Origin of the sequence: Streptomyces sp. NPDC008001 (genome assembly GCF_042958085.1) — a bacterium.
In the GTDB taxonomy this organism is placed as follows: domain Bacteria; phylum Actinomycetota; class Actinomycetes; order Streptomycetales; family Streptomycetaceae; genus Streptomyces.
In genome coordinates this window covers 366,831-389,718 of sequence record NZ_JBIBIZ010000007.1, presented here as the reverse complement: position 1 = coordinate 389,718, position 22,888 = coordinate 366,831, and the positions used below count along the sequence as shown (strand labels likewise).

The 22,888-nt window shown below is 73.2% G+C and carries 17 protein-coding genes; 10 read left to right on the top strand and 7 right to left on the bottom strand.

The features are described from left to right. Positions 1 to 45: 45 nt before the first annotated feature. Both lysX and ACFZCD_RS20755 read left to right on the top strand, forming a co-directional pair. Positions 46 to 3,405, top strand: a complete 3,360-nt coding sequence (gene lysX, locus ACFZCD_RS20760; RefSeq protein WP_391832870.1) for a bifunctional lysylphosphatidylglycerol synthetase/lysine--tRNA ligase LysX — start codon at positions 46 to 48, stop codon at positions 3,403 to 3,405. 101 nt (positions 3,406 to 3,506) lie between these two features. Continuing rightward, the gene (locus ACFZCD_RS20755; RefSeq protein WP_391832868.1) at positions 3,507 to 4,460 is read left to right on the top strand and encodes a DMT family transporter; all 954 of its coding nucleotides are present in this window, start codon (positions 3,507 to 3,509) and stop codon (positions 4,458 to 4,460) included. A 135-nt stretch (positions 4,461 to 4,595) separates the two neighbouring features. Here ACFZCD_RS20755 and ACFZCD_RS20750 read toward each other — a convergent pair whose 3' ends face one another. From ACFZCD_RS20750 to ACFZCD_RS20730, 5 genes are all read right to left on the bottom strand, one after another. Further along, the gene (locus ACFZCD_RS20750; protein WP_391832866.1) at positions 4,596 to 5,261 is read right to left on the bottom strand and encodes an ABC transporter ATP-binding protein; all 666 of its coding nucleotides are present in this window, start codon (positions 5,259 to 5,261) and stop codon (positions 4,596 to 4,598) included. Beyond that, positions 5,249 to 6,217, bottom strand: a complete 969-nt coding sequence (locus ACFZCD_RS20745) for an ABC transporter ATP-binding protein (protein ID WP_391833124.1) — start codon at positions 6,215 to 6,217, stop codon at positions 5,249 to 5,251. Before ACFZCD_RS20745 ends, ACFZCD_RS20750 begins: the two co-directional genes overlap by 13 nt. Positions 6,218 to 6,357: 140 nt before the next feature. Beyond that, positions 6,358 to 7,200: an ABC transporter permease gene (locus ACFZCD_RS20740; RefSeq protein ID WP_391832864.1), complete on the bottom strand. Its 843-nt coding sequence runs from the start codon at positions 7,198 to 7,200 to the stop codon at positions 6,358 to 6,360. After that, positions 7,193 to 8,149 (bottom strand): ABC transporter permease, encoded by a 957-nt coding sequence (locus ACFZCD_RS20735; RefSeq protein WP_391832862.1) that lies wholly within the window; start codon positions 8,147 to 8,149, stop codon positions 7,193 to 7,195. The genes ACFZCD_RS20740 and ACFZCD_RS20735 overlap by 8 nt, the downstream gene beginning before the upstream one ends. Before the next feature lie 38 nt (positions 8,150 to 8,187). Then, on the bottom strand, positions 8,188 to 9,786 hold the full coding sequence (locus ACFZCD_RS20730; protein WP_391832860.1) for an ABC transporter substrate-binding protein: 1,599 nt from the start codon (positions 9,784 to 9,786) through the stop codon (positions 8,188 to 8,190). A gap of 123 nt (positions 9,787 to 9,909) precedes the next feature. Here ACFZCD_RS20730 and ACFZCD_RS20725 point away from each other — a divergent pair, with 123 nt between their 5' ends. Continuing rightward, the gene (locus ACFZCD_RS20725; RefSeq protein ID WP_391832858.1) at positions 9,910 to 10,242 is read left to right on the top strand and encodes a hypothetical protein; all 333 of its coding nucleotides are present in this window, start codon (positions 9,910 to 9,912) and stop codon (positions 10,240 to 10,242) included. 39 nt (positions 10,243 to 10,281) lie between these two features. Here ACFZCD_RS20725 and ACFZCD_RS20720 read toward each other — a convergent pair whose 3' ends face one another. Next, complete coding sequence (locus ACFZCD_RS20720; RefSeq protein WP_391832856.1) at positions 10,282 to 11,319, bottom strand: LacI family DNA-binding transcriptional regulator; 1,038 nt, start codon at positions 11,317 to 11,319, stop codon at positions 10,282 to 10,284. Positions 11,320 to 11,463: 144 nt separating this feature from the next. Here ACFZCD_RS20720 and ACFZCD_RS20715 point away from each other — a divergent pair, with 144 nt between their 5' ends. The 6 genes from ACFZCD_RS20715 to ACFZCD_RS20690 all read left to right on the top strand — a co-directional run bounded on the left by ACFZCD_RS20715 (position 11,464) and on the right by ACFZCD_RS20690 (position 21,056). After that, a complete protein-coding gene (locus tag ACFZCD_RS20715) occupies positions 11,464 to 12,762 on the top strand; it encodes an ABC transporter substrate-binding protein (protein ID WP_391832854.1) in 1,299 nt (432 codons plus the stop codon). 5 nt (positions 12,763 to 12,767) lie between these two features. Beyond that, positions 12,768 to 13,736, top strand: a complete 969-nt coding sequence (locus ACFZCD_RS20710; RefSeq protein WP_391832852.1) for a carbohydrate ABC transporter permease — start codon at positions 12,768 to 12,770, stop codon at positions 13,734 to 13,736. Next, positions 13,733 to 14,563 (top strand): carbohydrate ABC transporter permease, encoded by an 831-nt coding sequence (locus ACFZCD_RS20705; protein ID WP_391832850.1) that lies wholly within the window; start codon positions 13,733 to 13,735, stop codon positions 14,561 to 14,563. Before ACFZCD_RS20710 ends, ACFZCD_RS20705 begins: the two co-directional genes overlap by 4 nt. 66 nt (positions 14,564 to 14,629) lie before the next feature. Further along, positions 14,630 to 15,880 carry a glycosyl hydrolase gene (locus ACFZCD_RS20700; RefSeq protein ID WP_391832848.1) on the top strand — a complete coding sequence of 417 codons (1,251 nt, stop codon included), beginning with the start codon at positions 14,630 to 14,632 and terminating at the stop codon, positions 15,878 to 15,880. 17 nt (positions 15,881 to 15,897) lie between these two features. Then, positions 15,898 to 17,961: an endo-beta-N-acetylglucosaminidase gene (locus ACFZCD_RS20695; RefSeq protein WP_391832846.1), complete on the top strand. Its 2,064-nt coding sequence runs from the start codon at positions 15,898 to 15,900 to the stop codon at positions 17,959 to 17,961. A gap of 74 nt (positions 17,962 to 18,035) precedes the next feature. Then, positions 18,036 to 21,056: an alpha-mannosidase gene (locus tag ACFZCD_RS20690; protein WP_391832844.1), complete on the top strand. Its 3,021-nt coding sequence runs from the start codon at positions 18,036 to 18,038 to the stop codon at positions 21,054 to 21,056. A 105-nt stretch (positions 21,057 to 21,161) separates the two neighbouring features. On the opposite strand, the gene ACFZCD_RS20685 is transcribed toward ACFZCD_RS20690, so the two are convergent. Beyond that, entirely contained in the window at positions 21,162 to 22,247 is a 1,086-nt protein-coding gene (locus ACFZCD_RS20685; RefSeq protein ID WP_391832842.1) for an alpha/beta hydrolase, read from the bottom strand. Positions 22,248 to 22,298: 51 nt separating this feature from the next. Here ACFZCD_RS20685 and ACFZCD_RS20680 point away from each other — a divergent pair, with 51 nt between their 5' ends. Continuing rightward, positions 22,299 to 22,856: a DUF1697 domain-containing protein gene (locus ACFZCD_RS20680; RefSeq protein WP_391832840.1), complete on the top strand. Its 558-nt coding sequence runs from the start codon at positions 22,299 to 22,301 to the stop codon at positions 22,854 to 22,856. Positions 22,857 to 22,888: the final 32 nt, after the last annotated feature.

Genomic DNA, 22,888 nt, shown 5'->3' with positions numbered 1-22,888 from the left:
TGCGCTCGGCAGGCAAGCCGCCCGCAGGGTGCCTAGGCTGGCGGAATGAGCCGCACAGCCTCCGAGAGCGGGCCCATCGCGGAGCGGCCCGCCCCGGCTCCCGAAGGCCGGTCCGGCGGGGAGCGCCCGTCCGCGTGGCAACGGCTGCTGCACCGGGTGCCCAACGGGTTCGCGGTCTTCTTCGGCGCCCTCGGGCTGTTCTGTGCGATCACTTCGCTGATCATGCCGCTGCGGCGGGCGGTGCGGCCGCTGACGGAGGCGCTCGACACGCTGACCGTCCCCACGGCCCCGAACCTTGCCTATGCCGTCTTCCTGCTGCTGCTCGCGGCGGCGATGGCCGCCCGCAAAAGGGTCACGCTCTGGTTCGTCCTCGGCTACCTGTCCCTGCTGCTGCTCGCCGACGTCCTGCTGCTCACCGTGGGCTACTGGGACACGATCCCGTCGCTGGTGCTGTGCCTGGCCGCGATGGTGCTGCTGGTCCTGGCCCGCCGGGAGTTCTACGCGGCGTCGCGCCGGGGGGCCTTCCTGCGGGCGCTGCTGGTGCTGGCGGCGGGGCTCGCCGTGGCCACCCTGGTGGGCTGGGGCCTGGTGTCGCTGTTCCCGGGGTCGCTGGAGCGCGGGGCGGGGAACAGGCTGCTGTTCGTCGCCAACAAGGTGTGCGGCGGGCTGGTGAGCGGCCGGCACTTCACGGGGCATCCGCCGCACTGGCTGTACTTCCTGCTCGGGCTGTTCGGTGCGCTGGCCCTGCTCAACGCCGCGATGGCGCTCTTCCGCTCGCAGCGCCTGGAGGCGGCGCTCCACGACGACGAGGAGCCCCGCATCCGCGCCCTCCTGGCCCGCTACGGCGGCCGGGACTCCCTGGGCTACTTCGCGACCCGCCGGGACAAGGCCGTGGTCTTCTCCCCCAGCGGCAAGGCGGCGGTGACGTACCGCGTCGAGGCGGGTGTCTGCCTGGCCTCCGGGGACCCGCTGGGGGATCCGGAGGCGTGGACTCCGGCCATTGACGCCTGGCTGGAGGTCGCGGGCCGGTACGGCTGGCAGCCGGCCGTGATGGGGGCCAGCGAGGCGGGCGCGAAGGCGTACTGCCGCTCGGGGCTGGGCGCGCTCCAGCTGGGTGACGAGGCGATCCTGCAGGTCGCCTCGTTCGACCTGGACGGGCGGGAGATGCGGGTGACGCGGCAGGCCGTGCACCGGGTCGAGCGCACCGGCGCCACCGTCCGGATCCGGCGGCACTCGGCGCTCACCGACGAGGAGATGGGCGAGGTCATCCACCGGGCGGACGCCTGGCGGGACACCGAGACCGAGCGGGGCTTCTCGATGGCGCTGGGGCGGCTCGGCGATCCCGCCGACGGCGACTGCCTGCTGGTGGAGGCGTTCGACAGCGAGGGGACGATGATCGCCCTGCTGTCGTTCGTGCCGTGGGGCCGGGACGGGGTCTCGCTGGACGTGATGCGCCGTGACCGGGCCGCGCCCAACGGCGTCATGGAGTTCATGGTCGCCCGGCTGTGCGCGCAGGCCGGGCGGTTCGGGGTCAAGCGCATCTCGCTCAACTTCGCCGTGTTCCGCTCCGCGTTCGAGGAGGGGGCGCGGATCGGGGCGGGGCCGGTGCTGCGGCTGTGGCGCAAGCTGCTGCTGTTCTTCTCCCGGTGGTGGCAGCTGGAAGCCCTCTACCGCTCGAACGTGAAGTACAACCCGGAGTGGCACCCTCGGTTCCTCTGCTACGCGGACGCGGGCGCCCTGGCGCGGATCGGTCTGGCGGCGGGCATCGCCGAGGGATTCGTCGCGGTGCCGAGCCTGGGCCAGTTGTGGAACCGGGGGCGGGCCAGGGGCGTCACCAGCCCGTCGTCCACCGCGGGCCTGCCGCCGCTCTCCGAGCTGGGCCTGGAGGCCGGCGCCGAGGAGGCGGGCGCGGACGGGCTCGCGGGCCTGCCGGAGCAGGTGCGGGTGCGGCGGCGGAAGCTGGAGCTGCTGCGTGCGGCGGGCGTGGACCCGTATCCGGTCGACGCCCGCCGCACGCACACGCTCGCCGCGATCCGTGCCGCCCACGCGGGGCTCGGCCCGGCGTCCCGGACGGGCGAGCGGGCGACTGTGGCGGGCCGCGTGCTACTGGTCCGCAACCACGGCGGGGTCGCGTTCGCCGTGCTGCGCGACTGGTCCGGCGACCTGCAGCTGACGCTCACCCGCGAGGACTGCGGGCGCGAGGGACTGCGCCGCTTCGCCACGCACATCGACCTCGGCGACCACATCGAGGCGGAGGGTGAGATCGGCACGACCGACCGCGGCGAGCTCACCGTCTTCGTCAGCGACGCCCGGATGATCGCCAAGTGCCTGCGCCCCCTGCCCGACAAGCGGCACGGCCTGAGCGACCCCGAGGCGCGGGTGCGGATGCGGTACGTGGACCTCGCCGTCTCGCCGGAGGCGCGCCGGACGGTGCGGGCCCGCAGCGCTGCCGTGCAGGCGCTGCGCCAGGGGCTGCTCGACCGCGGCTTCCTGGAGGTCGAGACGCCGATGCTGCAGCAGGTCCACGGCGGTGCGAACGCCCGGCCCTTCACCACCCACATCAATGCGTACGACCTGGATCTGTATCTGCGGATCGCGCCGGAGCTGTATCTGAAGCGGCTGTGCGTGGGCGGCATGGAGAAGGTCTTCGAAATGGGCCGCACGTTCCGCAACGAGGGGGTCTCGTACAAGCACAATCCCGAATTCACGATGCTGGAGGCGTACCAGGCGTTCGCGGACTACGACGTGATGCTCGACCTGACGCGCGAGCTGATCCAGGCGGCGGCCGTCGCCGCGCACGGGTCGATGGTGGCGGTGCGGCCGGATGCGGACGGGAAGCTCGTCGAGCGCGACATCTCGGGGCCGTGGCCTGTGAAGACCGTCTACGGTGCGCTGTCGGAGGCGCTCGGCGAGGAGGTCGGCTCGGACACCCCGGTGGAGGCGCTGCGCCGGCACTGCGACGCGGCGGGGGTGCCGCACCGGCCGGAGGACGGGCGCGGGGACATCGTCCTGGAGATGTACGAGCGGCTGGTCGAGGAGCGCACGGAGCTGCCCGTCTTCTACAAGGACTTCCCCACGGACGTCTCGCCGCTGACGCGGCCGCACCGGGCCGATCCGCGGCTCGCGGAGCGGTGGGACCTGGTGGCGTACGGCACGGAGCTGGGCACGGCGTACTCGGAGCTGATCGATCCGGTCGAGCAGCGGAGGCGGCTGACGGCGCAGTCGCTGCTGGCGGCGGGCGGCGATCCCGAGGCGATGGAGCTGGACGAGGACTTCCTGCGGGCGCTGGAGTACGCGATGCCGCCGACGGGTGGCCTGGGGGTGGGCGTGGACCGGCTGGTGATGTTCCTGACGGGGCTGTCGATCCGGGAGACGCTGCCGTTCCCGCTGGTGCGGAGGCGGTGACAAGGCGGGATTGGTGAAACGCCTCCCGTGAAAGGATTCCTTTGAGAGGCGGATAGAATCCGTTATTTGCCTTATAGATCGGCCGTTGTTAGCTTGCGGATATGACCTCCGCACAGCGCACCAGCATTCCGTGGATACCGATGGCGGCGACCGCGCTGCTGTGGGGATCCGCGTTCACCGCTATTCAGGTGGCGCTGCCGGACTATTCGCCGGCCGCCATCGCGCTCCTGCGCATGGCCATCACCGTCGTCGTCCTCCTGCCGTGCCTCTTCCTCGGGCGCATCGGCCGGCTGCGGCGTGCCGACGTGCTGCGCATGGCGGCCTTCGGCCTCACCGGGATGACGGCCTACCAGGTGCTGCTGTGCGCCGGCGAGGAGAGCGTGGACGCGGGCACCGCGGCCATGCTGATCGCCGCGTCCCCCGTCTTCACCACCGTGCTCGGCATGGCCTTCCTCGGCGACCGGCCCGGCCCGCGGGGCCTCGCGGGGCTCGGCGTCGCGCTCACCGGCGCGCTCACCGTCGCCGTCACCTCGGGCGGCGGGAGCGGCTCGCTCATGGGCGCGCTCATGGTGCTGGGTGCCGCCGCGACGCAGGCGACGTCGTTCGCTCTGCAGAAGCCGCTGCTGAAGAGGTACTCGGGCGCGGAATGCGTCTTCTACGGCAGCCTGTTCGGCATGCTGCCGTTGCTGCCGCTGTCGCCCGGCGTGGTGGGCCAGGTCGCGGCGGCCGGCGGGCACCGCACGCTGGCCGTGCTGTGGCTGGGCCTGGGCTGCACCGCGATGGCCTTCTGGACCTGGTCGCGGACGCTGCGGGCGACGACGGCCTCCGCGGCTTCGCTGGTGCTGTACGCGGTGCCGGTCGCCGCTCTGCTGCTCGACGCGGCGTTCCTGGGCAATCTGCCGGCGCTCAACGCGGTGGGGGGCGGGCTGCTGGTGCTGGCGGGGGTTGCGGTCGCTACGGTGCGGGGGGCTGCGCCACGGCGGGTACGGGTGAAAGGGGCGGAGCGGGCGGAGTCTTCTGCGGTCAAGCGGGAGCTCGTGGGCGGGCGGCGCTAGGTTTCGGGGCTCTGCCCCGGACCCCGGTCCTCAAACGCCGGACGGGCTGAGTTGTTGTGGTGCCCGGACGGGCTGAGAGGTCATGCCCGGGCAGGTGAGAGGCCCGGCCGGGACACGCTGAGATGTCGGGGCTGCCTATTTCGGCTGTTGCGTCAGCTTGTTCCAGTGCGTCGTTTCGTCGCACCAGCGGTCCAGGAGCACCCGGTCGTGGCCGACCGCCAGGAGCCCCGCGCCGCCTTCCACCCGGTAGTCCTCCACGACCGCCACGAGGGCGGCCGCCGTCGACGCGTCCAGCATCGCCGTCATCTCGTCGCAGATCAGCCAGCGCGGGCGCAGGACGAGGGCCCTGGCCAGGCACGCGCGCTGCAGCTGGCCGTCGCTGACCTCGTGCGGGCGGCGCCCCAGGAGTTCTCCGGAGAGGCCGGCGCGCTCGGCCAGTGCGGGCACCTCCACTGCCGCCTCGTCCCGCCGGCCCGTCGCCCGCAGCGGTTCCGCGATCAGGTCGGCGAGGCGCATGCGCGGGTCCGCGGCCAGGCGGGGCTGCTGGAAGACCACGCCGAAGGCCGTGCGCAGCTCGCGCGGAGCGCGGTGGCGTGCGCCGCGGACCGGGACGCCGTCGACGACGACCGTGCCGGAGTCCGGCGCGTGCAGCAGGGCGGCCACCCGGGCCAGGGTGGACTTGCCGCAGCCGCTCGGGCCGAGCAGGCCGACGGCGCGGCCGGGCTCGATCGTCAGGGAGACCTCCCGGACCACGGGCGCGCGCCGGTCGTAACCGGCGGTGATACGTATCAGCTCAAGCACGCGGCGTCTCCTTTGCCCGGCGTCTCGTCGGCCGGCATCTCGTGACCCGGCGTCTCGTCGCCCGGCGTCCCCTCCGGGTGGTGGCAGGCGACGCCGCCGGCCGTCTCCGGGACCGTCCCGCAGCGGTCGCTCGCCCGTGCGCAGCGGGCGGCGAAGGCGCAGCCGTCCGGCAGGTCGCCGAGTTCGGGGGGCATGCCGGGTATGGGGGTGAAGGCGCGCTCCGGGAGGGCGTCGAGCAGGGCGCGGGCGTAGGGGTGGCGGGGCCCGGGCGTGCCGAAGAAAGCGCCGGCGTCGGCGATCTCCACGATGCGGCCGGCGTACATGACGGCCACGCGGTCGGCGATCCGCCGGGCCGCCGCGAGGTCGTGCGTGATCATCAGCAGGGCGCGGCCGGTGTCGGCGTGGCGCCTCAGTTCGTCCACGGTGCGGTCGACGAGGTCGCGGTCGAGGCCGGTGGTCGGTTCGTCCGCGAGCAGGAGCGGGGCGTCGCCCACGAGGGCGAGGGCGGTGGCCGCGCGCTGCGCCAGGCCGCCGGAGAGCTGGTGGGGGTGGCGGTCCAGGTGCGTGGCGGGGAAGGCCACCCGTTCCGCCGCGGCTTCGGCCGCTTCCCGCAGCCCGGCCCTGGGCACGCCCGTCAGTTCCCGGACGGTCTCTTCCAGTTGGGAGCGCACCGTGCGGACGGGGGTGAGGTGGGCGGCGGGGCTCTGCGGCACGAGGCCGATCCGGCGGCCCCGTACGGTGCGGGCGAGGGTGCGCTCGTCCGCGGTGAGCAGGTCCAGGTCGCCCTGGAGGAGGGCGTGGCCTTCCGTGGTGGCGTTGCCGGGCAGGAGTCCGAGGAGGGCCGAGGCCAGGACGGACTTGCCGCAGCCGCTCTCGCCGATGAGAGCCAGGCACTCTCCGGGGAGCAGCTCGAACGAGGCGTCGGTGACGGCGGCGATGCGGCGGCCGTGCCGCATCCAGAAGCGGACGGAGAGGTTCCGTACGGACAGTACGGGCTGTACGGGCTGTACGGGCTGTTCGGAAAGTGCAGGCTGTACGGACTGCACGGGCTCCGCAGGCTGTACGTGCTCCGCAGGCTGTACGGAATGCGCAGGGCTCACAGCGTCAGCTCCGATCGGCGCCGTGGGTTGAGGCGTTCCCGCCACGCCCCCGCCAGGCCCGCCACCGCCAGCGTGGGGACGATGATGAACAGCCCGGGGAAGAGCGTCGGCCACCAGTCGCCCGCGAGGAGGGAGCTCCGCGCGCTCTGGACCATGTTGCCGAGGCTCGCCTGGTGCGTGGGCAGGCCAAGGCCCAGGAACGAGAGAGCGGACTCGTGCCAGATCGCGTGCGGGATCATCAGCACCGCCGCGAGCCCGGCCTGCGGCAGGACGGCCGGGAGCAGGTGGCGCACGGTCACCCGCCACCGCGACGCGCCGCCGGACACCGCCGCGTCGATGTACGGGCGCGACCGCAGGGACAGCACCTCGGCCCGTACGATGCGCGCCGTCGACAGCCAGTGCGTGACCACCACGGAGGCCACCACGGGCCAGACGCCCGGGCGGAACATGGTGACGACGAAGATGCCGAGCAGCAGGTGCGGCACCGAGGAGAAGAGGTCAACGACCCGCATCAGGACGCGGTCCGTCCAGCCCCCGAGGGCGCCTGCCGCCGCACCGACGGCCGTGCCGATCACGGTGGCGGCGAGCGCCGCGGCGACGCCGACGAAGAGGGAGACGCGGAGCCCGTACACGCTGCGCAGCAGCAGGTCGCGGCCCACCTCGTCGGTGCCGAAGGGGTGCGCCCAGGTGGGCGGCCGGAGCTTCGCGGCGAGGTCGACCGCCTGTTCGTCCAGGGGGACGGCGAACGGCACGGCCAGGGCGGCGAGGACGACGGCCGCCGTCACGGTGGCGGAGGCGCGCATGCGCGCGTTGCCACCCGCGCCACGCGTGTCACCCATCGAAGCCCACCCTCGGGTCCGCCAGCCCGTACAGCAGGTCCGACAGCAGGTTCCCCACCAGCACCGCTGCCGTGGCGAGCACCGTCAGGGCCGCGAGGAGCGGGAAGTCGACCTTGGTCGCGGCCTCCACGGTCGCGGAGGCGATGCCGGGCCAGCTGAAGACGGTCTCCACCAGCAGGGCGCCCGTGATGAGTTCGGGGACGCGGGAGCCGACGAGGGTGAGGACGGGCAGGAGGCCGGAGCGCAGGGCGTGGCCGAGCAGGACGGTCCGCTCGCGCAGGCCGCGGGCGCGGGCGCCGCGCACGGGGTCCTCGGCGAGGGCGTCGCCGACGCCCTGCCGCACGTACAGCACGAACCAGGGCAGCTGTGAGACGGCGAGCACCGCCGCGGGCAGGACGACGTGGGAGGCGACCTGGCCGGGCAGGACGACGTCGCTGCCGGTGCCGGTGAGTCCGCCGGCGGGCAGGGCGCCGAGCTTGAGGGAGAACAGCCAGATGGCGAGGAGGCCGAGCCAGAACGGCGGGGCGGCTTCGAGCGCGTACGCCAGGAAGGTCACGGCCCGGTCGAAGAGGCTGCCGCGGCGGCGTGCCGCGAGGACGCCGAGCAGCGTACCGGCGGTGACGGCCAGGGCGAAGGCGGTGCCGCACAGCAGCAGGGACCAGCCGATGCGTTCGCCGATGACCTGGGCGACGGGCTGGCGCAGCGAGGCGGAGACGCCGAGGTCGCCGGTGAGGGCCGAGGTCAGCCAGTCCCACCAGCGGGCGGTGAAGGGCCGGTCGGCGCCCAGGTTGTCGCGCAGCTGGTCGAGGACATCCTGGCGCGCGCCGAGCGCGGCGCTGCCGGCGTACGCCTTGGCCGGGTCGAAGGGTGAGGCGGCGGCGAGGGCGAAGACCCCGAAGGTGACGGCGGCGAGGACGGGGACGGCGGCCAGCAGCCGCCGTCCCGCCATGCGCGCCATCGGCCCCCAGGGCAGGGAGGCCTGGGCGGTCACTGCTCGGGCTGCCAGGCCTCGACGTTCCACCACGGGCCGGCGCCGAGGCCGTGGTCGTGGGGCTCGACCTGGGTGGTGATGTCCTTCCACCCGGCGTTCATGACGTAGAGGTGGTCGACGTGGGTGAGGAAGGTGTAGCCGGGGTTGTCGGCGAGGCCGCGCTGGACCTTGTCGTAGGCGGCCTTGCGGGCCGTCTTGTCGCCGCTGCGCCGGCCTTCTTCGAGGGCCTGGTCGACGCCGGGGTCGGCGTAGGCGGCCATGTTGTTGAAGCCGTTGAGGGCCAGGGAGGAGTGCAGGAGGTTGTAGAGGTCGAAGTCGGGGTCGGCGGGGTTGCCGCCGCCGGCGAGGACCGCGTCGTTCTTCATGCGCGGCTCGATGACCTCCCAGGTGCCGCTCTGCACCTTGACCTCGATGCCGGCCTTCTTGGCGTCGGAGGCGAAGGCGAGGGCGTGCTCCTCGCGGAGCTTGTCACCGGCGGGAAACCAGAGGGTGAAGCCGGCGCGCTGTCCGTCCTTCTCCCGGATGCCGTCGCCGCCGGGCTTCCAGCCGGCCTCGTCCAGCAGCTTGCCGGCCTTGCCGGGGTCGTACGGGCGCTCGGTGCCCTTGGCGAACCAGTCGCTGTCGGTGGGGACGGGTCCGTAGCCGGCGCGGCCGGCGCCTTCGAGGAGCTTGCCGACCATGGCCTTGCGGTCGACGGCGAGGTCGAGGGCGCGGCGGACGGCGAGGTCGCCGGTGACCTTGTTCGCGGTGGGCAGGGTCACGCCGCGGAAGTCGGTGGTCCGGGCGGTGACGGTCACCTTGGACTTGTCGCCCTTGAAGCCCTTGGCGAGGTTGGGCGGCAGGATGGCGCCGTCGAGGTCGCCGGAGCGCAGCCGGGTGGCGCGCACGTCGTCGTCCTTGATGATCGCCATGGTGAGCTTCTTGACCTTCGGTTCGCCGCCCCAGTAGCCGGGGTTGGCCTTGAAGGTCAGCTTCTCGCCCTTGCTCCAGCCGGTCAGGACGTACGGGCCGGTGCCGATGGGAGCGGTGTTGAAGGAGCCGGAGTTGACGTCCTGGCCCTTGGCGGCGTGCTCGGGGACGACGGGCAGCACGGTGCGCTCGGCGAAGGGCGCGTAGGGGTACTTGAGCGCGAAGACGACGGTGTCGTCACCGGCAGCGGTGACCTTGTCGATGGCGTCGAGCTCGCCCTTGGCGGCGTTGTTGGTCTTCTCGTCGAGGATGGTGCGGTAGGTGAAGACCACGTCCCGGGCGGTGAACGGCTTGCCGTCGCTGAACTTCACGCCTTTGCGAAGCGTGAAGGTGTAGGTACGGCCGTCGTCGGTGACCTTCGGCAGCTCGGCGGCGAGGGCGGGCTGCAGCTTCATCGCGGCGTCGCGGCGGAGCAGCCCGTCGAAGATCTTGGAGTTGCCGTCCTTGCCGTAGCCGAGGAGCGGGCTGAGGGTCTCGGGCTCGTTGGCCAGCCCTACGACGAGGGAGTCCTTGGCGCCCTTGCCGGCCCCGTCGCCCCCGCCCGGTGCCGAGCAGGCCACCGCGCCTGCCGCGAGAACGCCTGCCATGGCCGTGGCGGCCACTCCCCGTACGGACCGGGCCGTCATGCCCACACCTCTACTCAAGATCTCTTGCTTTTGCGAACTGCTTGCAACTAACAGTCGTCATTAAACAACAGGCAAAGGGCCGGAGCGGGGGCGGGGGTGAGGCGGAGGTATGTTGAGGCCTCCATGACACGCACTGACATCACCACTGGGGCCGGCGACGGCGCCTCCTCCCCCGACGGGCGGTACGCCCGGGACATGGCCGCGGAGCGGCGGATCATGCGGGAGGCGGTCCGGACGGACACCGTCGGGGCGCACATAGGGCTCGGCGTCACGGTCGCCCTCCTCGGCGCCTGCGCGCTCGCGTCCGGCCCGCGGTGGGCCCTGGTCCTGGGCGGGGCCCTGGCGGCGTGGTTCGTCCTCGCGCTCGGCGTGGTGTGCGTCCGGGGCGGCCGCGGATGGGAGATCGCACGGCGGGCGTACGTCGCGACCTTCGGGTGGGGCGACTACGTCTCCTGAAATTCAGGCCTCCTGAATCGCCGGTTGGGGCGGTTTCGTTCAGGGTGGGGCCGTGCTGCCTCGGGGGGTGAGGCGGGGGCGTGCGTCCTGGATGCTCAGTGGGGGGCCGCCGTCGAGGAGGGCGAGCAGGGACTCCGCCGCGCGCCTGCCGAAGGCGGCCGTGTCGCGGGTCAGGGCCGTCAGGGTGGGGTGGGCGTGGCGGCAGAGGGCCGAGTCGTCCCACGCCACCACGGACAGGTCGCCGGGGACCGAGAGGCCGCGTTCCGCGGCCGCCGCCAGGCCCGCCACGGCCATCACGTCGTTGTCGTAGACGAGCGCGGTCGGCGGGTCGGGGTCGGCGAGAACGCGGCGGGTGGCCTCGGCGCCCTGGGCGTCGGAGTAGTCCGTGGTCACCGACCTCGCCTCCGCAAGGCCCAGGCGGGCGGCCGCCGTGCGCAGGGAGTCGATGCGGCGGCGGGTGTGGGCCAGGTCCGGGAGGCCGGCGATGTGGACGACCCGGCGGTGGCCCAGGGCGTGGAGGTGGGCCACGACGGAGGCCATCGCGCCGGCGTCGTCGGCCCACACCGTGGAGATCGCCGCGCCGGGCGGGGCCGTGGCGGCGGGAGCGCCGATGACGACGGCGGGCAGGCCGAGTTCGGCGAGCAGCTCCGGGCGCGGGTCGGCCGTGCGCGGGTCGACGACCAGCAGGCCGTCCACGCGGCGCTCGGCCCACCAGCGGCGGTAGACGGCGCACTCGGCGCCGGGGTCCTCCACGACCTGGAAGAGCAGCCCGAAGCGGCGGGCGGCGAGGGCTTCCTGCACGCCCGACACCAGCTGGAGGAAGAACGACTCGACGCCCAGCGTGCAGGCGGGCCGGGCCAGGACGAGCCCCACCGTCGCCGCGCCCTCGCCGGACAGGGCCCGGGCGGCGGTGCTCGGCTGCCAGCCGAGCTGCTCGGCGACCCGGCGCACGCGCTCACGCGTGGCCGCGGAGACCCCCGGGCGGCCGTTGAGCGCGAACGAGACCGCGCTCTCCGAGACGCCGGCGCGGCGCGCGATGTCCTTGATCGTCGGCCGGCGGGCCGGCGTACGGCGCATACCGCCTCCCCTCGCCATGCCTCCTCCCCTCGCCCCAACACACTAAAGCGCATTAGCAGTTGACGGAAGTATTGACTAACTCCCCTTCCGGGTGCACCTTTTGGACCGCCACCTCCCGGCCCCGACCGAAGGAGTCCGCCGGCCATGCCGATACGCCGCAGAGCCGTCGCCGTGTCCGTTCCGCTGCTCGTGTCCGCCCTCACGCTGACCGCCTGCGGCTCGGGCGGCACGGACTCCGGGGGCGGCGGTGCGGACGGCAAACCGGAGGGGGACATCACCTTCCAGACCTGGAATCTGCGCAGCAATTTCAAGGACTACTTCACCGGCCTGGTGGCGGAATTCGAGAGGGCCACCCCGGGCGTCCGCGTCAAATGGCTCGACCAGCCCGCCGACAACTACGCGGACAAACTCAGCGCGGACGCCGCGGCCGGTACCCTCCCTGACGTCGTCAACGTCTCACCGGACCTGTCCTTTCCCCTGGCCAGGGCCGGCCTGCTGATGAACCTCGACAAGGAGCCGGCCGCCGCGCGCTTCAAGGGCGAATACACCCCCGAAGCGTGGCAGGGCAATGTACTGCCGGGCCTGGACGGCTCGTACTCCTTCCCCTGGTACCTCAACACCGGTCCGCTGTTCTACAACAAGGCCCTCTTCCGGCAGGCCGGCCTCGACCCGGAGAAGCCCCCGAAGAGCTACGACGAGCTGTTCGCGGCGGCCCGCACCATCGCGGAGCGCTCGGGCGGGAAGACGGCGACGCTCGGCGGCACCCCCGCCGTCGAGGACTTCGGCCGCTACGGCGTGCAGCTGATGAACGGCGACGCCACCCGGTTCACGTACAACGAGCCGAAGGGCGTGGAACTGCTCACCGAGTACAAGAAGCTCTACGACCGCGGCGGCCTCGATCCGCAGTCGCTCACCAACACCCCGGACAAGACGGGTCAGAAGTTCCTGGAACAGAAGGTCGCCATGAATCCGGGCAGCGCCCACGACCTGGAGAACTTCAAGAAGAACGCGCCCTCCCTCTACCGGAACCTCGGCATCACCGACGCCCCCAACAACACCGGCAAGCCCAATATGTACGTCATGGGCCTCGGGGTCAGCAGCCGCAGCAAGCACAAGGCCGCGGCCGTCGCGTTCGCCCACTTCGTGACGGACCGGAAGAACCAGGAGGCGTTCGCCCACAAGGTCGCCGTCTTCCCCAGCACCAAGGGCTCCCTCGACGACCCGTACTGGACGAAGGACGACGGCACCGACGAGGGCCGCGTGCGGGTGGCCTCCGCGAGAATGCTCAAGGGCGCGGTCAATTACACACCGGTCGTCCTCAGCGAAGAGATGAAGACCGTCCTCAAGAACGAGGTCGCCAAGGCCCTCCAGGGAAAGAAATCACCCCGGGAGGCCCTGGACGACGCGGTCGCGCAGAGCAACAAGCTGCTCAAGCAGAGCTGACGACCGTGAGATTCCTTCGTGCTCATGCGCGTACGCGTACCGGTGCACGTACGCACCGGGCCGCCACTCCCTGGCTCTTCCTCCTGCCCGGCCTCGGCACCGTCGCTGCCTTCAGCCTCTACCCCTTCCTCACCACCCTCCACAAAGCGTTCACCGACGCCCGCACCCTCACGCCCGGCGGCTGGGTGGGACTGCGCAACTTCCGGGACATGCTGCACGACGAGCAGTTCTGGGTGGCGCTGCGCAACAGCGGCCTCTACGTCGTCCTCGTCGTCCCCTGCACCGTGCTGCTGCCGCTGCTGCTCGCGCTGCTGGTGCAGAAGCAGGTCCCGGGCGTCGCGTTCTTCCGGTCCGCGTTCTACACGCCCGTCGTGGCCTCCACCGTCGTGGTGGCCCTGATCTGGGAGTGGATGCTCGACGACCGCGGCCTGGTCAACGGCATCCTGCACGCCCTGGGGACAGGCCCCGTGGCCTTCCTCGGCGACGAGTGGCTGCTGCTGTTCAGCGCGATGGCCCTGACGGTCTGGAAGGGCCTCGGCTACTACATGATCATCTACCTGGCGGGGCTGGCGAACGTGCCCCGCGAGCTGTACGAGGCGGCGGCCGTCGACGGCGCGGGCGCGCTGCGCCGCTTCACCGCCGTCACCGTCCCCGCCCTGCGCCCGACCATGGTCCTGGTCGGCGCCCTGTCGTCGGTGGCCGCCTTCAAGGTCTTCTCCGAGGTCTATCTGCTGGCCGGGCCCACCGGCGGGCCCGCCGGGCAGGACACCACGCTCGTCATGCTCGTCCAGCGGACCGGCACGGGCCTCAACGGCCGCGTCGGCTACTCCTCCGCACTCTCCCTGGTCGTCTTCGCCGTCGCCCTGCTGCTGATGCTGCTGGTGCTGCGCGCGAACCGCCGAACCGACAGCCGCGCCAACCCCCGCGCCGATCACCGCACCGACCGCCGGCGGAGGCGGCGGAGGCAGCGATGAGCCGTACCACACCCTGGGAGAAGGTCCTGCGCTACGTCCTCCTCCTCGCGCTGCTGGCGCTGACCGTCGGTCCGTTCCTCTGGCAGCTCTCCACCTCACTCAAGAGCACCACCGAGGACGTCTACACCTCCCCGCCCCGCTTCCTGCCCGCCCACCCCACCGGGCACAACTACGCCGCGGTCGCGGACGTCATCCCCGTCTGGGACTACGCGCTGAACTCCCTCAAGGTCGCCGCCGCGAGCGTCCTCACCAACCTCGCGGGCGCTTCGGCGGCCGGTTACGCGCTCGCCCGGCTGCGGTTCCGCGGGCGCCGGGCGGCCGGGCTGGCCTTCGTGGCGGCGGTGCTGGTGCCTCTGGAGTCCGTCGTCGTCGCCCAGTTCACGATGATGCGCGACCTGCAGCTCAACAACACGCTGGTCGCCGTCGTCCTGCCCGGCGCGGTCGGTGCGCTGAACGTCCTGCTGATGCGCAACGCCTTCGCGAACCTGCCCTACGAGACCGAGGAGGCGGCCGTCATCGACGGGGCGAACGCGTGGCAGCGGTTCGTCCGGATCGCGCTGCCGTCCGTACGGGGCACCCTCGCCGTCGTCGCGATCTTCTCCTTCATGGGGGCGTGGGACGACTTCCTGTGGCCGCTGATAGTGCTGTCCGACCCGGGCAACTTCACGCTCACTGTCGGCCTGAACTACCTGCACGGCACCTTCCAGCAGGATCCGCGGCTGGTCGCCGCCGGCACGGTCGTCGCCGTCGCCCCGCTCGTCGTGCTGTTCGCATGCCTGCAGCGGTACTTCTTCCGCGGCGTCGGAGAGGGCGCCGTCAAGGGCTGACACCCCATCGGGGGCACGGCACCCGCACCAGGGACACGACACCCACAGAAGGGACACCCCCGCCCCATGCGTTTCGGCGTCAACTACACCCCGTCCCGCGGCTGGTTCCATCACTGGCTCGACTTCGACCTGGACGACGTCCGCGCCGACCTCGACTCCGTGGCGGCGCTCGGCCTCGACCACATCCGTGTCTTCCCCCTCTGGCCGCTCTTCCAGCCCAACCGCACCATGATCCGGCCGCGCGCCGTCGAACAGCTCGTGAGCCTCGTCGACGCCGCCGGCGAACGCGGGCTCGACGTCAACGTGGACGGGCTGCAGGGGCACCTGTCCAGCTTCGACTTCGTGCCGTCCTGGACCACGACCTGGCACCGCCGCAGCCTCTTCACCGACCCGGACGTCGTCGACGCCCAGGCCCGCCTCCTCACCGAGCTCGCCGGCGCCCTCGCCGGGCGGCCCAACTTCCTCGGCATGACCGTCGGCAACGAGTTCAACCAGTTCGCCGGACCGCCCCACCCCGACCCGGACCGCATCAGCCCCCGGCAGGCCGGCCGCTGGCTGCGCCGCATGCTCGCGGCGTGCGAGGAGGGAGCACCCGGCAGGACCCACCTGCACGCCTCGTACGACGCCGCCTTCCACGACGGCACCCACCCCTTCACCCCGGCGCACTCCGCCCGGCTGGGGGCCATGACCGCCGTACACGCCTGGGTGTTCAACGGCACCGCACAGCGGCACGGGCCCGGCGGCGCGACCGAACACCTCGCCGCCTACCTCGTCGAGCTCTCCAAGGCCTGGGCGGACGACCCGGCGCGCCCCGTCTGGCTGCAGGAGACCGGCGCGCCCGCCCCGCACGTCCCGCCCGCCCGCGCCGCGGCCTTCACGGAAGCGACCGTCCGCAACGCCCTGGACTGCCCGGACCTCTGGGGCATCACCTGGTGGTGCTCCCACGACGTCGACCGCGGGCTCGCGGACTTCCCGGAGCTGGAGTACGGGCTGGGGCTGCTCACCAACGACCGCAAGGTCAAACCCGCCGGGGAGGTCTTCGCGCGCCTCGCCCGCGAACACCGCCACGCCGGGCCCCCCGCGCCACGGCGCACCGCGCTCGTGCTGGACGCGGGTGACGACGAGACCGCGCCGGGGCGAGCCGTGTGCGCGCCGGGCGGGGCGTTCTTCGAGGCGTGGATGCGGGGCGCCTCCCGCGGGGGGCGGCCGGCCGTGGTGCTGGCCCGGCGGGCCGGAGATGCGGCGCATCTGGCTGCGCGGGGCATCGCCGAAGTCGTCGCCGTTGACGACTTGTCAAGTGGTCGGACTGACGCCTGATCAGTGGAGGAGCCACCATGGACATCACCCGCCGGACGGCCCTCGCCGCCGGCCTCGCCGCCGTCGCCCTGCCCGCCGGGCACAGCACGGCCGCCCCTGCGCCTGCAACCGCCCCCACCCCCACCCTCCAGCCGTATGCCTCCTACTGGTTCCCCGACAGCCTGCCGGGCGGCTCGCCGGAGCCCGGGGTGGTCTGGCGCAGTCTCAGCGCGTGGGAGCCGGAGAAGGACGCCGACCTGCCGTTCAACCGGGCGACCGTGCCGCTCGCCGCGCGCTTCGCTCCCCCGCCGCCCAACGCCACCGCCCGCGCCGGACAGGCCCGGGTCTGCGCGCTCGCCGCCTTCGCCCACACCTCCGGTAACCCCTCGCAGGGCGCGCCGACCGCCGACTTCTACGCGCTGACCCACTGGGCCTACCTCGACGAGCTGGTCTTCTGGGGCGGATCCTCCGGCGAGGGCCTGATCCTGGCGCCCAACGCGCCCGTCGTGGACGCGGCCCACCGCAACGGCGTGCCCGTGCTGGGCACGGTGTTCCTGCCGCCGGCGGCGTACGGCGGGCGGCTGGAGTGGACGCGGGACCTGGTGCGGCGCGGCCCGGACGGCGGCTTCCCGCTGGCCGACCGGCTGATCCGGGTGGCCGGGGCGTACGGCTTCGACGGCTGGTTCGTCAACGCCGAGACCGGCGGCGGCGACGTCCGGCTCGGCGCGGACATGCGCGACTTCGTGGCGTACCTGCAGGAGCAGGGCGGGGCGCGCGGGAAGGGCCTGCGCGTCACCTGGTACGACGCGATGGCGATCTCGGGCGACGTCGCCTGGCAGAACCAGCTGAACGACCGCAACTCCCCGTTCTTCCGGGCCTCCCGGTCGATGTTCCTCAACTTCGGCTGGGACCGGCCCGGCCTCGTCTCCTCCGGCGGGGTCGCGCGGGGGCTGGGGCGCAGCCCGTACGACCTGTGGGCCGGGATCGACGTCGAGGCGCGCGGCTGGGACACGCCCGTGGACTGGGACGCCGTCGTTCCGGCGGCCGGCCCGCACGTCACCTCGTACGGCTTCTACCGGCCCGAGTGGACGTGGACGAGCCTGCCCGCCGGGGACCGCGGCCCCGCCGCCTTCCACGCGCGCGACGACCGCTTCTGGTCGGGGCGGGCCCTGGACCCCGCAGCGCCGGAGGCGGGGCCGTGGCGGCCGCCGGCCGCGTCCGTCGCGGACCGGTCCACCCTCACCGCCCTGCCGTTCGCGACGACGTTCAACACCGGCCACGGCCTGGGCTGGTACGAGAAGGGCCGGCGGACCGGCGAGGCGGCCTGGAACCACCTGGGGCTGCAGGACCGGCTGCCCGGCCGGCGCTGGGTGGTCCGTACGGCGGGGCCGCGGCCGGCCGTCGGGTTCGACTTCGCCGACGCCTGGCGGGGCGGCAGCAGCCTCCTGGTCGACGGCGGGCTCGGTGCCCCGGCGACGGTCGAGCTGTACGCGGCGCGGCTGCCGCTCTCGGACGCCACGGTCGTGGAGCTCGCCCACCGGACGGACCCCGGTTCGGCCGCGGTGCGCGTCGAACTGGCTGTCGCCGTGGACGACGGCGTCGCGTACCTCCCGGCGGGCGTCCTTCGCGCGGGGGGCCGCGGCTGGGCGACGGCGACCGTGCGGGCCGGACGGAAGCTGCGCGGCCGCCGCGGACGGACGATCCGGACGCTCGGCATCCGGCTGACGGCGCCGGACGGCGGGGCGGTGCGCTGGCGGCTGGGGCTGCTGGCGGTGCGCGACGCGGTGCCGGCGGCGCCCGCCCGGCCCGTGGCGCCGGTCGTCACCGCGTCGCGGACGGGCCCCGGCGGGACGGCCGAGCTGCGCCTGGCCTGGGGCGCCGCCGCCGGGAGCGGCCACCGTGCCCGCCCCGTACGCCAGTACGAGCTGCACCAGGTGCTGCCCGGCGGGCGCTTCCGCTTCCTCGGGGGCACCTGCGGGCATGCCTATTACGTCCCGGCGCTGCGTCGTACGGACGGCGAGGCGGCCACCCGGATCGAGGTGCGCGCCGTGGACGAGCTGTACACCGCATCCGCTCCCGCTTCCCTCGCCTTCCCCTGGTGAGGCACCGCTTCCCCTGGTGAGACGTCCGGCCTCCCCGGCGGGACGTCCGACTTCCCGGTAAGGAACCCGACCTGATGCACAACGACCGCACCATCACCGAAGCCCGGCTGAAGCGCGTGCTGGACGAGCGCATCCGGCCGGCCGTGTACCCCGAGTCGGTGCCGCTGGCCGTCACCGTGTGGCACGCGCCCGGCGAGCCCGTCCCGGTGGCCGAGGGGATCGCCGGCAGCGGCGTGCCGATCGAGGCGGGCGCGGCCTGGGGCCCGCCGTGGGGCACGAGCTGGTTCACCGTCGCGGGGAGGGTGCCGCAGGAGTGGGCGGGCCGCACGGTCGAGGCGCTGCTGGACCTGGGGTTCGACGAGAACATGCCGGGGTTCCAGTGCGAGGGCCTGGTCTACCGGCCCGACGGCTCGCCGGTGAAGGGCCTCAACCCGCGCAACCAGTGGGTCCGCGTCGCCGAGCGGGCAGCGGGCGGCGAGGAGGTGCTGCTGCACGTCGAGGCGTCGTCCAATCCGGTGATCCTGGACTACCACCCCTTCGTCCCCACCGAGCTCGGCGACCGGGAGACGGCGGACGACGCCCCGCGCTACCGGCTGGCCCGCATGGACCTGGCCGTCTTCGACCGGACGGTGTGGGAGCTCGTCCAGGACCTGGAGGTGCTGGAGGGGCTGATGACGGAGCTGTCCCCGGACGATCCCCGCCGCTGGGAGATCCTGCGGGCGGTCGAGCGGGCGCTGGACGCGGTCGACCTCCAGGACGTCGGCGGTACGGCGGCCGAGGCGCGCGAGCGGCTCACGGCCGTGCTGTCCGCGCCGGCGCACGCCTCGGCGCACCGGATCAGCGCGGTCGGGCACGCGCACATCGACTCGGCGTGGCTGTGGCCGCTGCGCGAGACGGTGCGGAAGGTGGCCCGGACCACGGCCAACATGACCGCGCTGCTGGAGGACGAGCCGGAGTTCGTCTACGCCATGTCGCAGGCGCAGCAGTTCGCCTGGATCAAGGAGCACCGCCCGGAGGTGTACGCGCGGGTGAAGAAGGCGGTCGCTGACGGCCGCTTCGTGCCGGTGGGGAGCATGTGGGTGGAGTCGGACACGAACATGCCGGGCGGGGAGGCGCTGGCCCGGCAGTTCGTGCACGGCAAGCGCTTCTTCCTGGAGGAGTTCGGGATCGAGACGGAGGAGGTGTGGCTGCCGGACTCGTTCGGCTACTCGGCCGCGCTACCGCAGCTGGTGCGGCTCGCGGGGGCCAAGTGGTTCCTGACGCAGAAGATCTCGTGGAGCCGGACGAACAAGTTTCCGCACCACACGTTCTGGTGGGAGGGCCTGGACGGCACCCGCGTGTTCACGCACTTCCCGCCGATCGACACGTACAACGCGCAGCTCTCGGGCCGGGAGGTCGCGCACGCGGTCCGCAACTTCCAGGAGAAGGGCGGTGCCACGCGTTCCCTCGCGCCGACGGGGTGGGGCGACGGGGGCGGCGGCACGACGCGGGAGATGCTGGCGCGGGCGAAGCGGCTCGCGGATCTGGAGGGCTCGGCGCGCGTGGTCTTCGAGAAGCCGTCGGCGTTCTTCGAGAAGGCGCACGCCGAGTACCCGCAGGCGCCCGTGTGGGTGGGCGAGCTGTATCTGGAGCTGCACCGGGCGACGCTGACCAGCCAGGCCCGCACCAAGCAGGGCAACCGGCGCAGCGAGCACCTGCTGCGCGAGGCGGAGCTGTGGTCGGCGACGGCGGCGGTGCGGACGGGCCTGCCGTATCCGTACGAGGCCCTGGACCGGCTGTGGAAGACGGTGCTGCTGCACCAGTTCCACGACATCCTGCCGGGCACGTCGATCGCCTGGGTGCACCGGGAGGCGGCGCAGACGTACGCGGCGGTCGCCGCCGAGCTGGAGGGCCTGATCGGGGAGGCGGTGACGGCGCTGGCGGGTGATGTGCCGGCGGGCGGCACGGTGGTGTTCAACGCGGCGCCGCACGGCCGCGGCGGGACGCCCGCGCACGCCGCCGGGCCCGCGGGCCGCTCCGGCCCCGAGCGGGCCACGGCCGAGCCGCGCGAAGGAGGCGGCTTCGTCCTTGGCAACGGCGTGCTGCGCGCCGAGGTCGACGCGCGGGGCCTGGTGGTCTCGGTGTACGACCTCGAGGCCGGCCGGGAGACCGTCGCTCCGGGGGCGGCGGCCAACCTGCTGCAGCTGCACCAGGACTTCCCCAACATGTGGGACGCCTGGGACGTCGACCACTTCTACCGCAACACGGTGACGGACCTGACGGACGCCGGGACGCTGGAGCTGACGGACGACGGGGCGGTGCGGGTCGTGCGCGCCTTCGGGTCGTCGCGCGTCGAGCAGCGGATCTCCCTCCCGGCGGGCGCACGGCGGCTGGACTTCGTCACGGAGGTCGACTGGCACGAGACGGAGAAGTTCCTCAAGGCCGCGTTCCCGCTGGACGTGCACGCCGACCGGGCGGCGGCCGAGACCCAGTTCGGCCACCTGTACCGGGCCACGCACACCAACACCAGCTGGGACGCGGCCAAGTTCGAGGCGTGCGCGCACCGGTTCGTCCACGTGGAGGAGCCGGGCTGGGGCGTCGCGCTGGTCAACGATTCGACGTACGGCTACGACGTGACGCGGACGGTCCGCCCGGAGGATACGGGGACGACCACCACGGTCCGGCTCTCCCTGCTGCGCGCGCCGCGCTTCCCGGACCCGCGCACGGATCAGGGGGTGCACCGCTTCCGGTACGCGCTGGTGCCGAACGCGTCCATCGGTGACGCCGTCCGCGAGGGTTACGGCATCAATCTGCCGGAGCGGCGGGTCCCGGGGAGTTCCGTGGTGCCGCCCCTGGCGCAGGTCGGCAACGAGGCGGTCGTCATCAGCGCGCTGAAGCTCGCGGACGACGGCAGCGGCGACGTCGTCGTCCGGCTGTACGAGTCGCTGGGCGGGCGGGCCCGGGCGCGTCTGGAGGCCGGCTTCCCGCTGGGCTCGGCCTCCGTGTGCGACCTTCTGGAACGGCCGCTGGCAGCGGCGGCGACGGACGGCGACGCCGTGCCGCTGGCGCTGCGGCCGTTCCAGGTCCTCACGCTGAGGCTGGAGCGGCGCGACTGAGCGGACGTGCTGAACCCGGTGGATTCGCCGCGCCCCGTCAAGGGCTCGGGGAACTGCCCGACGAGCCGAGGACGGCCCGCAGCCGCCGGATCGCGGTGGGCACGCTCAGGCCCCTATCGCGCCCATCAGCATCGGGAAGGAGGCGACGAGCTCCCTCTCCCAGTACGGCCACGTGTGCGTGCCCTCCGAGGCGCACACCGTGGCCGGGATGCGGAGCTCGGCGAGGCGGGCGCGGAGCTCCTGGTTCATGCCGAAGACCGCGCGTTCGACCGCTTCGCCGCCGTGCGCGGCCGGGTCGGTGCAGCGGGCCGGGGAGGGCGGCGGATCGCCCCACTTCCAGCCCGGGCCGCTGTCGGTGCCGTTCCCGTAGGAGAGGTAGAGAGGGGTGCCGGCGAGCGAGGCGGCCCGGTGGAGGGGGCTGTTGCGCTCCCAGAGGGCGCGCTGGCGCACGTCGGCCGGGTCGGTGGTGTCGAAGGGATAGCCGGGCTCGCCCCACAGGCGCTTCCAGTCCGTGAGGCAGGTGAGGCCGCCCAGCTTGACCGCGTCGGGGCCGTTGAAGCCGCCGTCGGGCGACTTGTAGAGGGGGTCGGCGGCGCCGCTGTAGGAGGCTGCCGCCTTGAACATGCCCGGGTGTGCGGCGGTGAACTTCAGGGCGCCCTGCCCGCCCATGGACAGGCCCGCGACGGCCGCCCGGTCCGTACCGGCCCGGTACGTGCGCTCCAGGAGCGGTCTGAGCTCGTCCAGGAGGTAGGTCTCCCAGGCGGGGGCGCCGCCCTTGCCGTAGTTCCACCAGTCGCTGTAGCTGCTGCAGCCGCTGGTCTCCGGCATGACGACGATCACGTCGCGCGCGGCGGTGAGCTCTTCGACATGGGTGTTGGCGGTCCAGTCCTTGTGGTTCCCTCCGCCGCCGTGCAGCAGCCACAGGGTGGGCCAGGTGCGCTGCGCGTTCCTGTCCCAGCCGGCGGGGAGCAGCAGCCGCACCCACCGCGTGCGGGTCAGGCCGTCGATCTCGGGCGACCGGACGGCCACGTCGAGCATCCGCTCGCCGGCCCGCACTTCCCGGACGACCCGGGCCGGGCCGTCCGCGGCGCGGGCGGGTGCCGCGCCGGCGGCTCCGGGGACCTGCGTCCCCAGCAGCGTCAGCAACAGCGCGAGCACCGTCCACGCCCCTCGCACACGTGCCTTGCCCATCACGTAACGCCCCCTCACCGCCGGTGATGTCCATCAGATTACGGTGAGGGTGTGACAACGTATGTGGCGCTGCTGCGCGGTATCAATGTGGGCGGTAAGAAGCGGGTTCCGATGCAGACCCTGCGGGAGCTGCTCTCCGGCATGGGGTGCGGCTCGGTCCGTACGCATCTCAACAGCGGCAACGCCGTGTTCACCCATCCGGCGGCGGACCCGGACGAACTGGCCCGGGAGCTGGAACGGGCGATCGAGCGCGAGCTGGGCTTCGCGGTGACGTGCATGGTGCGCGATGCGGGTGACATGCGCCGTGTCGTCGACGCCGATCCGTTCGCCGGACGGGATGTCCATCGCTCGCGGTACATCGTGACGTTCCTGGCCGGGCCCGCCGATCCGGCCGCCGTGGCCGGCCTGGATCCGGCGGCGTACGCGCCGGAGGAGTTCGTCCTGGCCGGGCGCGAGCTCTACGTGTACTACGCGGACGGCGTCCGCGACGCGAAGCTCACGAAGGTGCTGACGGAGCGCCGTCTGGGCACGGCGGGCACCGGGCGCAACTGGAACACGGTCACCAAGCTGGCCGCCATGGCGAGCGAGACGGAGGCGGCCGGGGAATGAGCCCGGCCCGGAACCCTCTCCGGGCCTCGCTG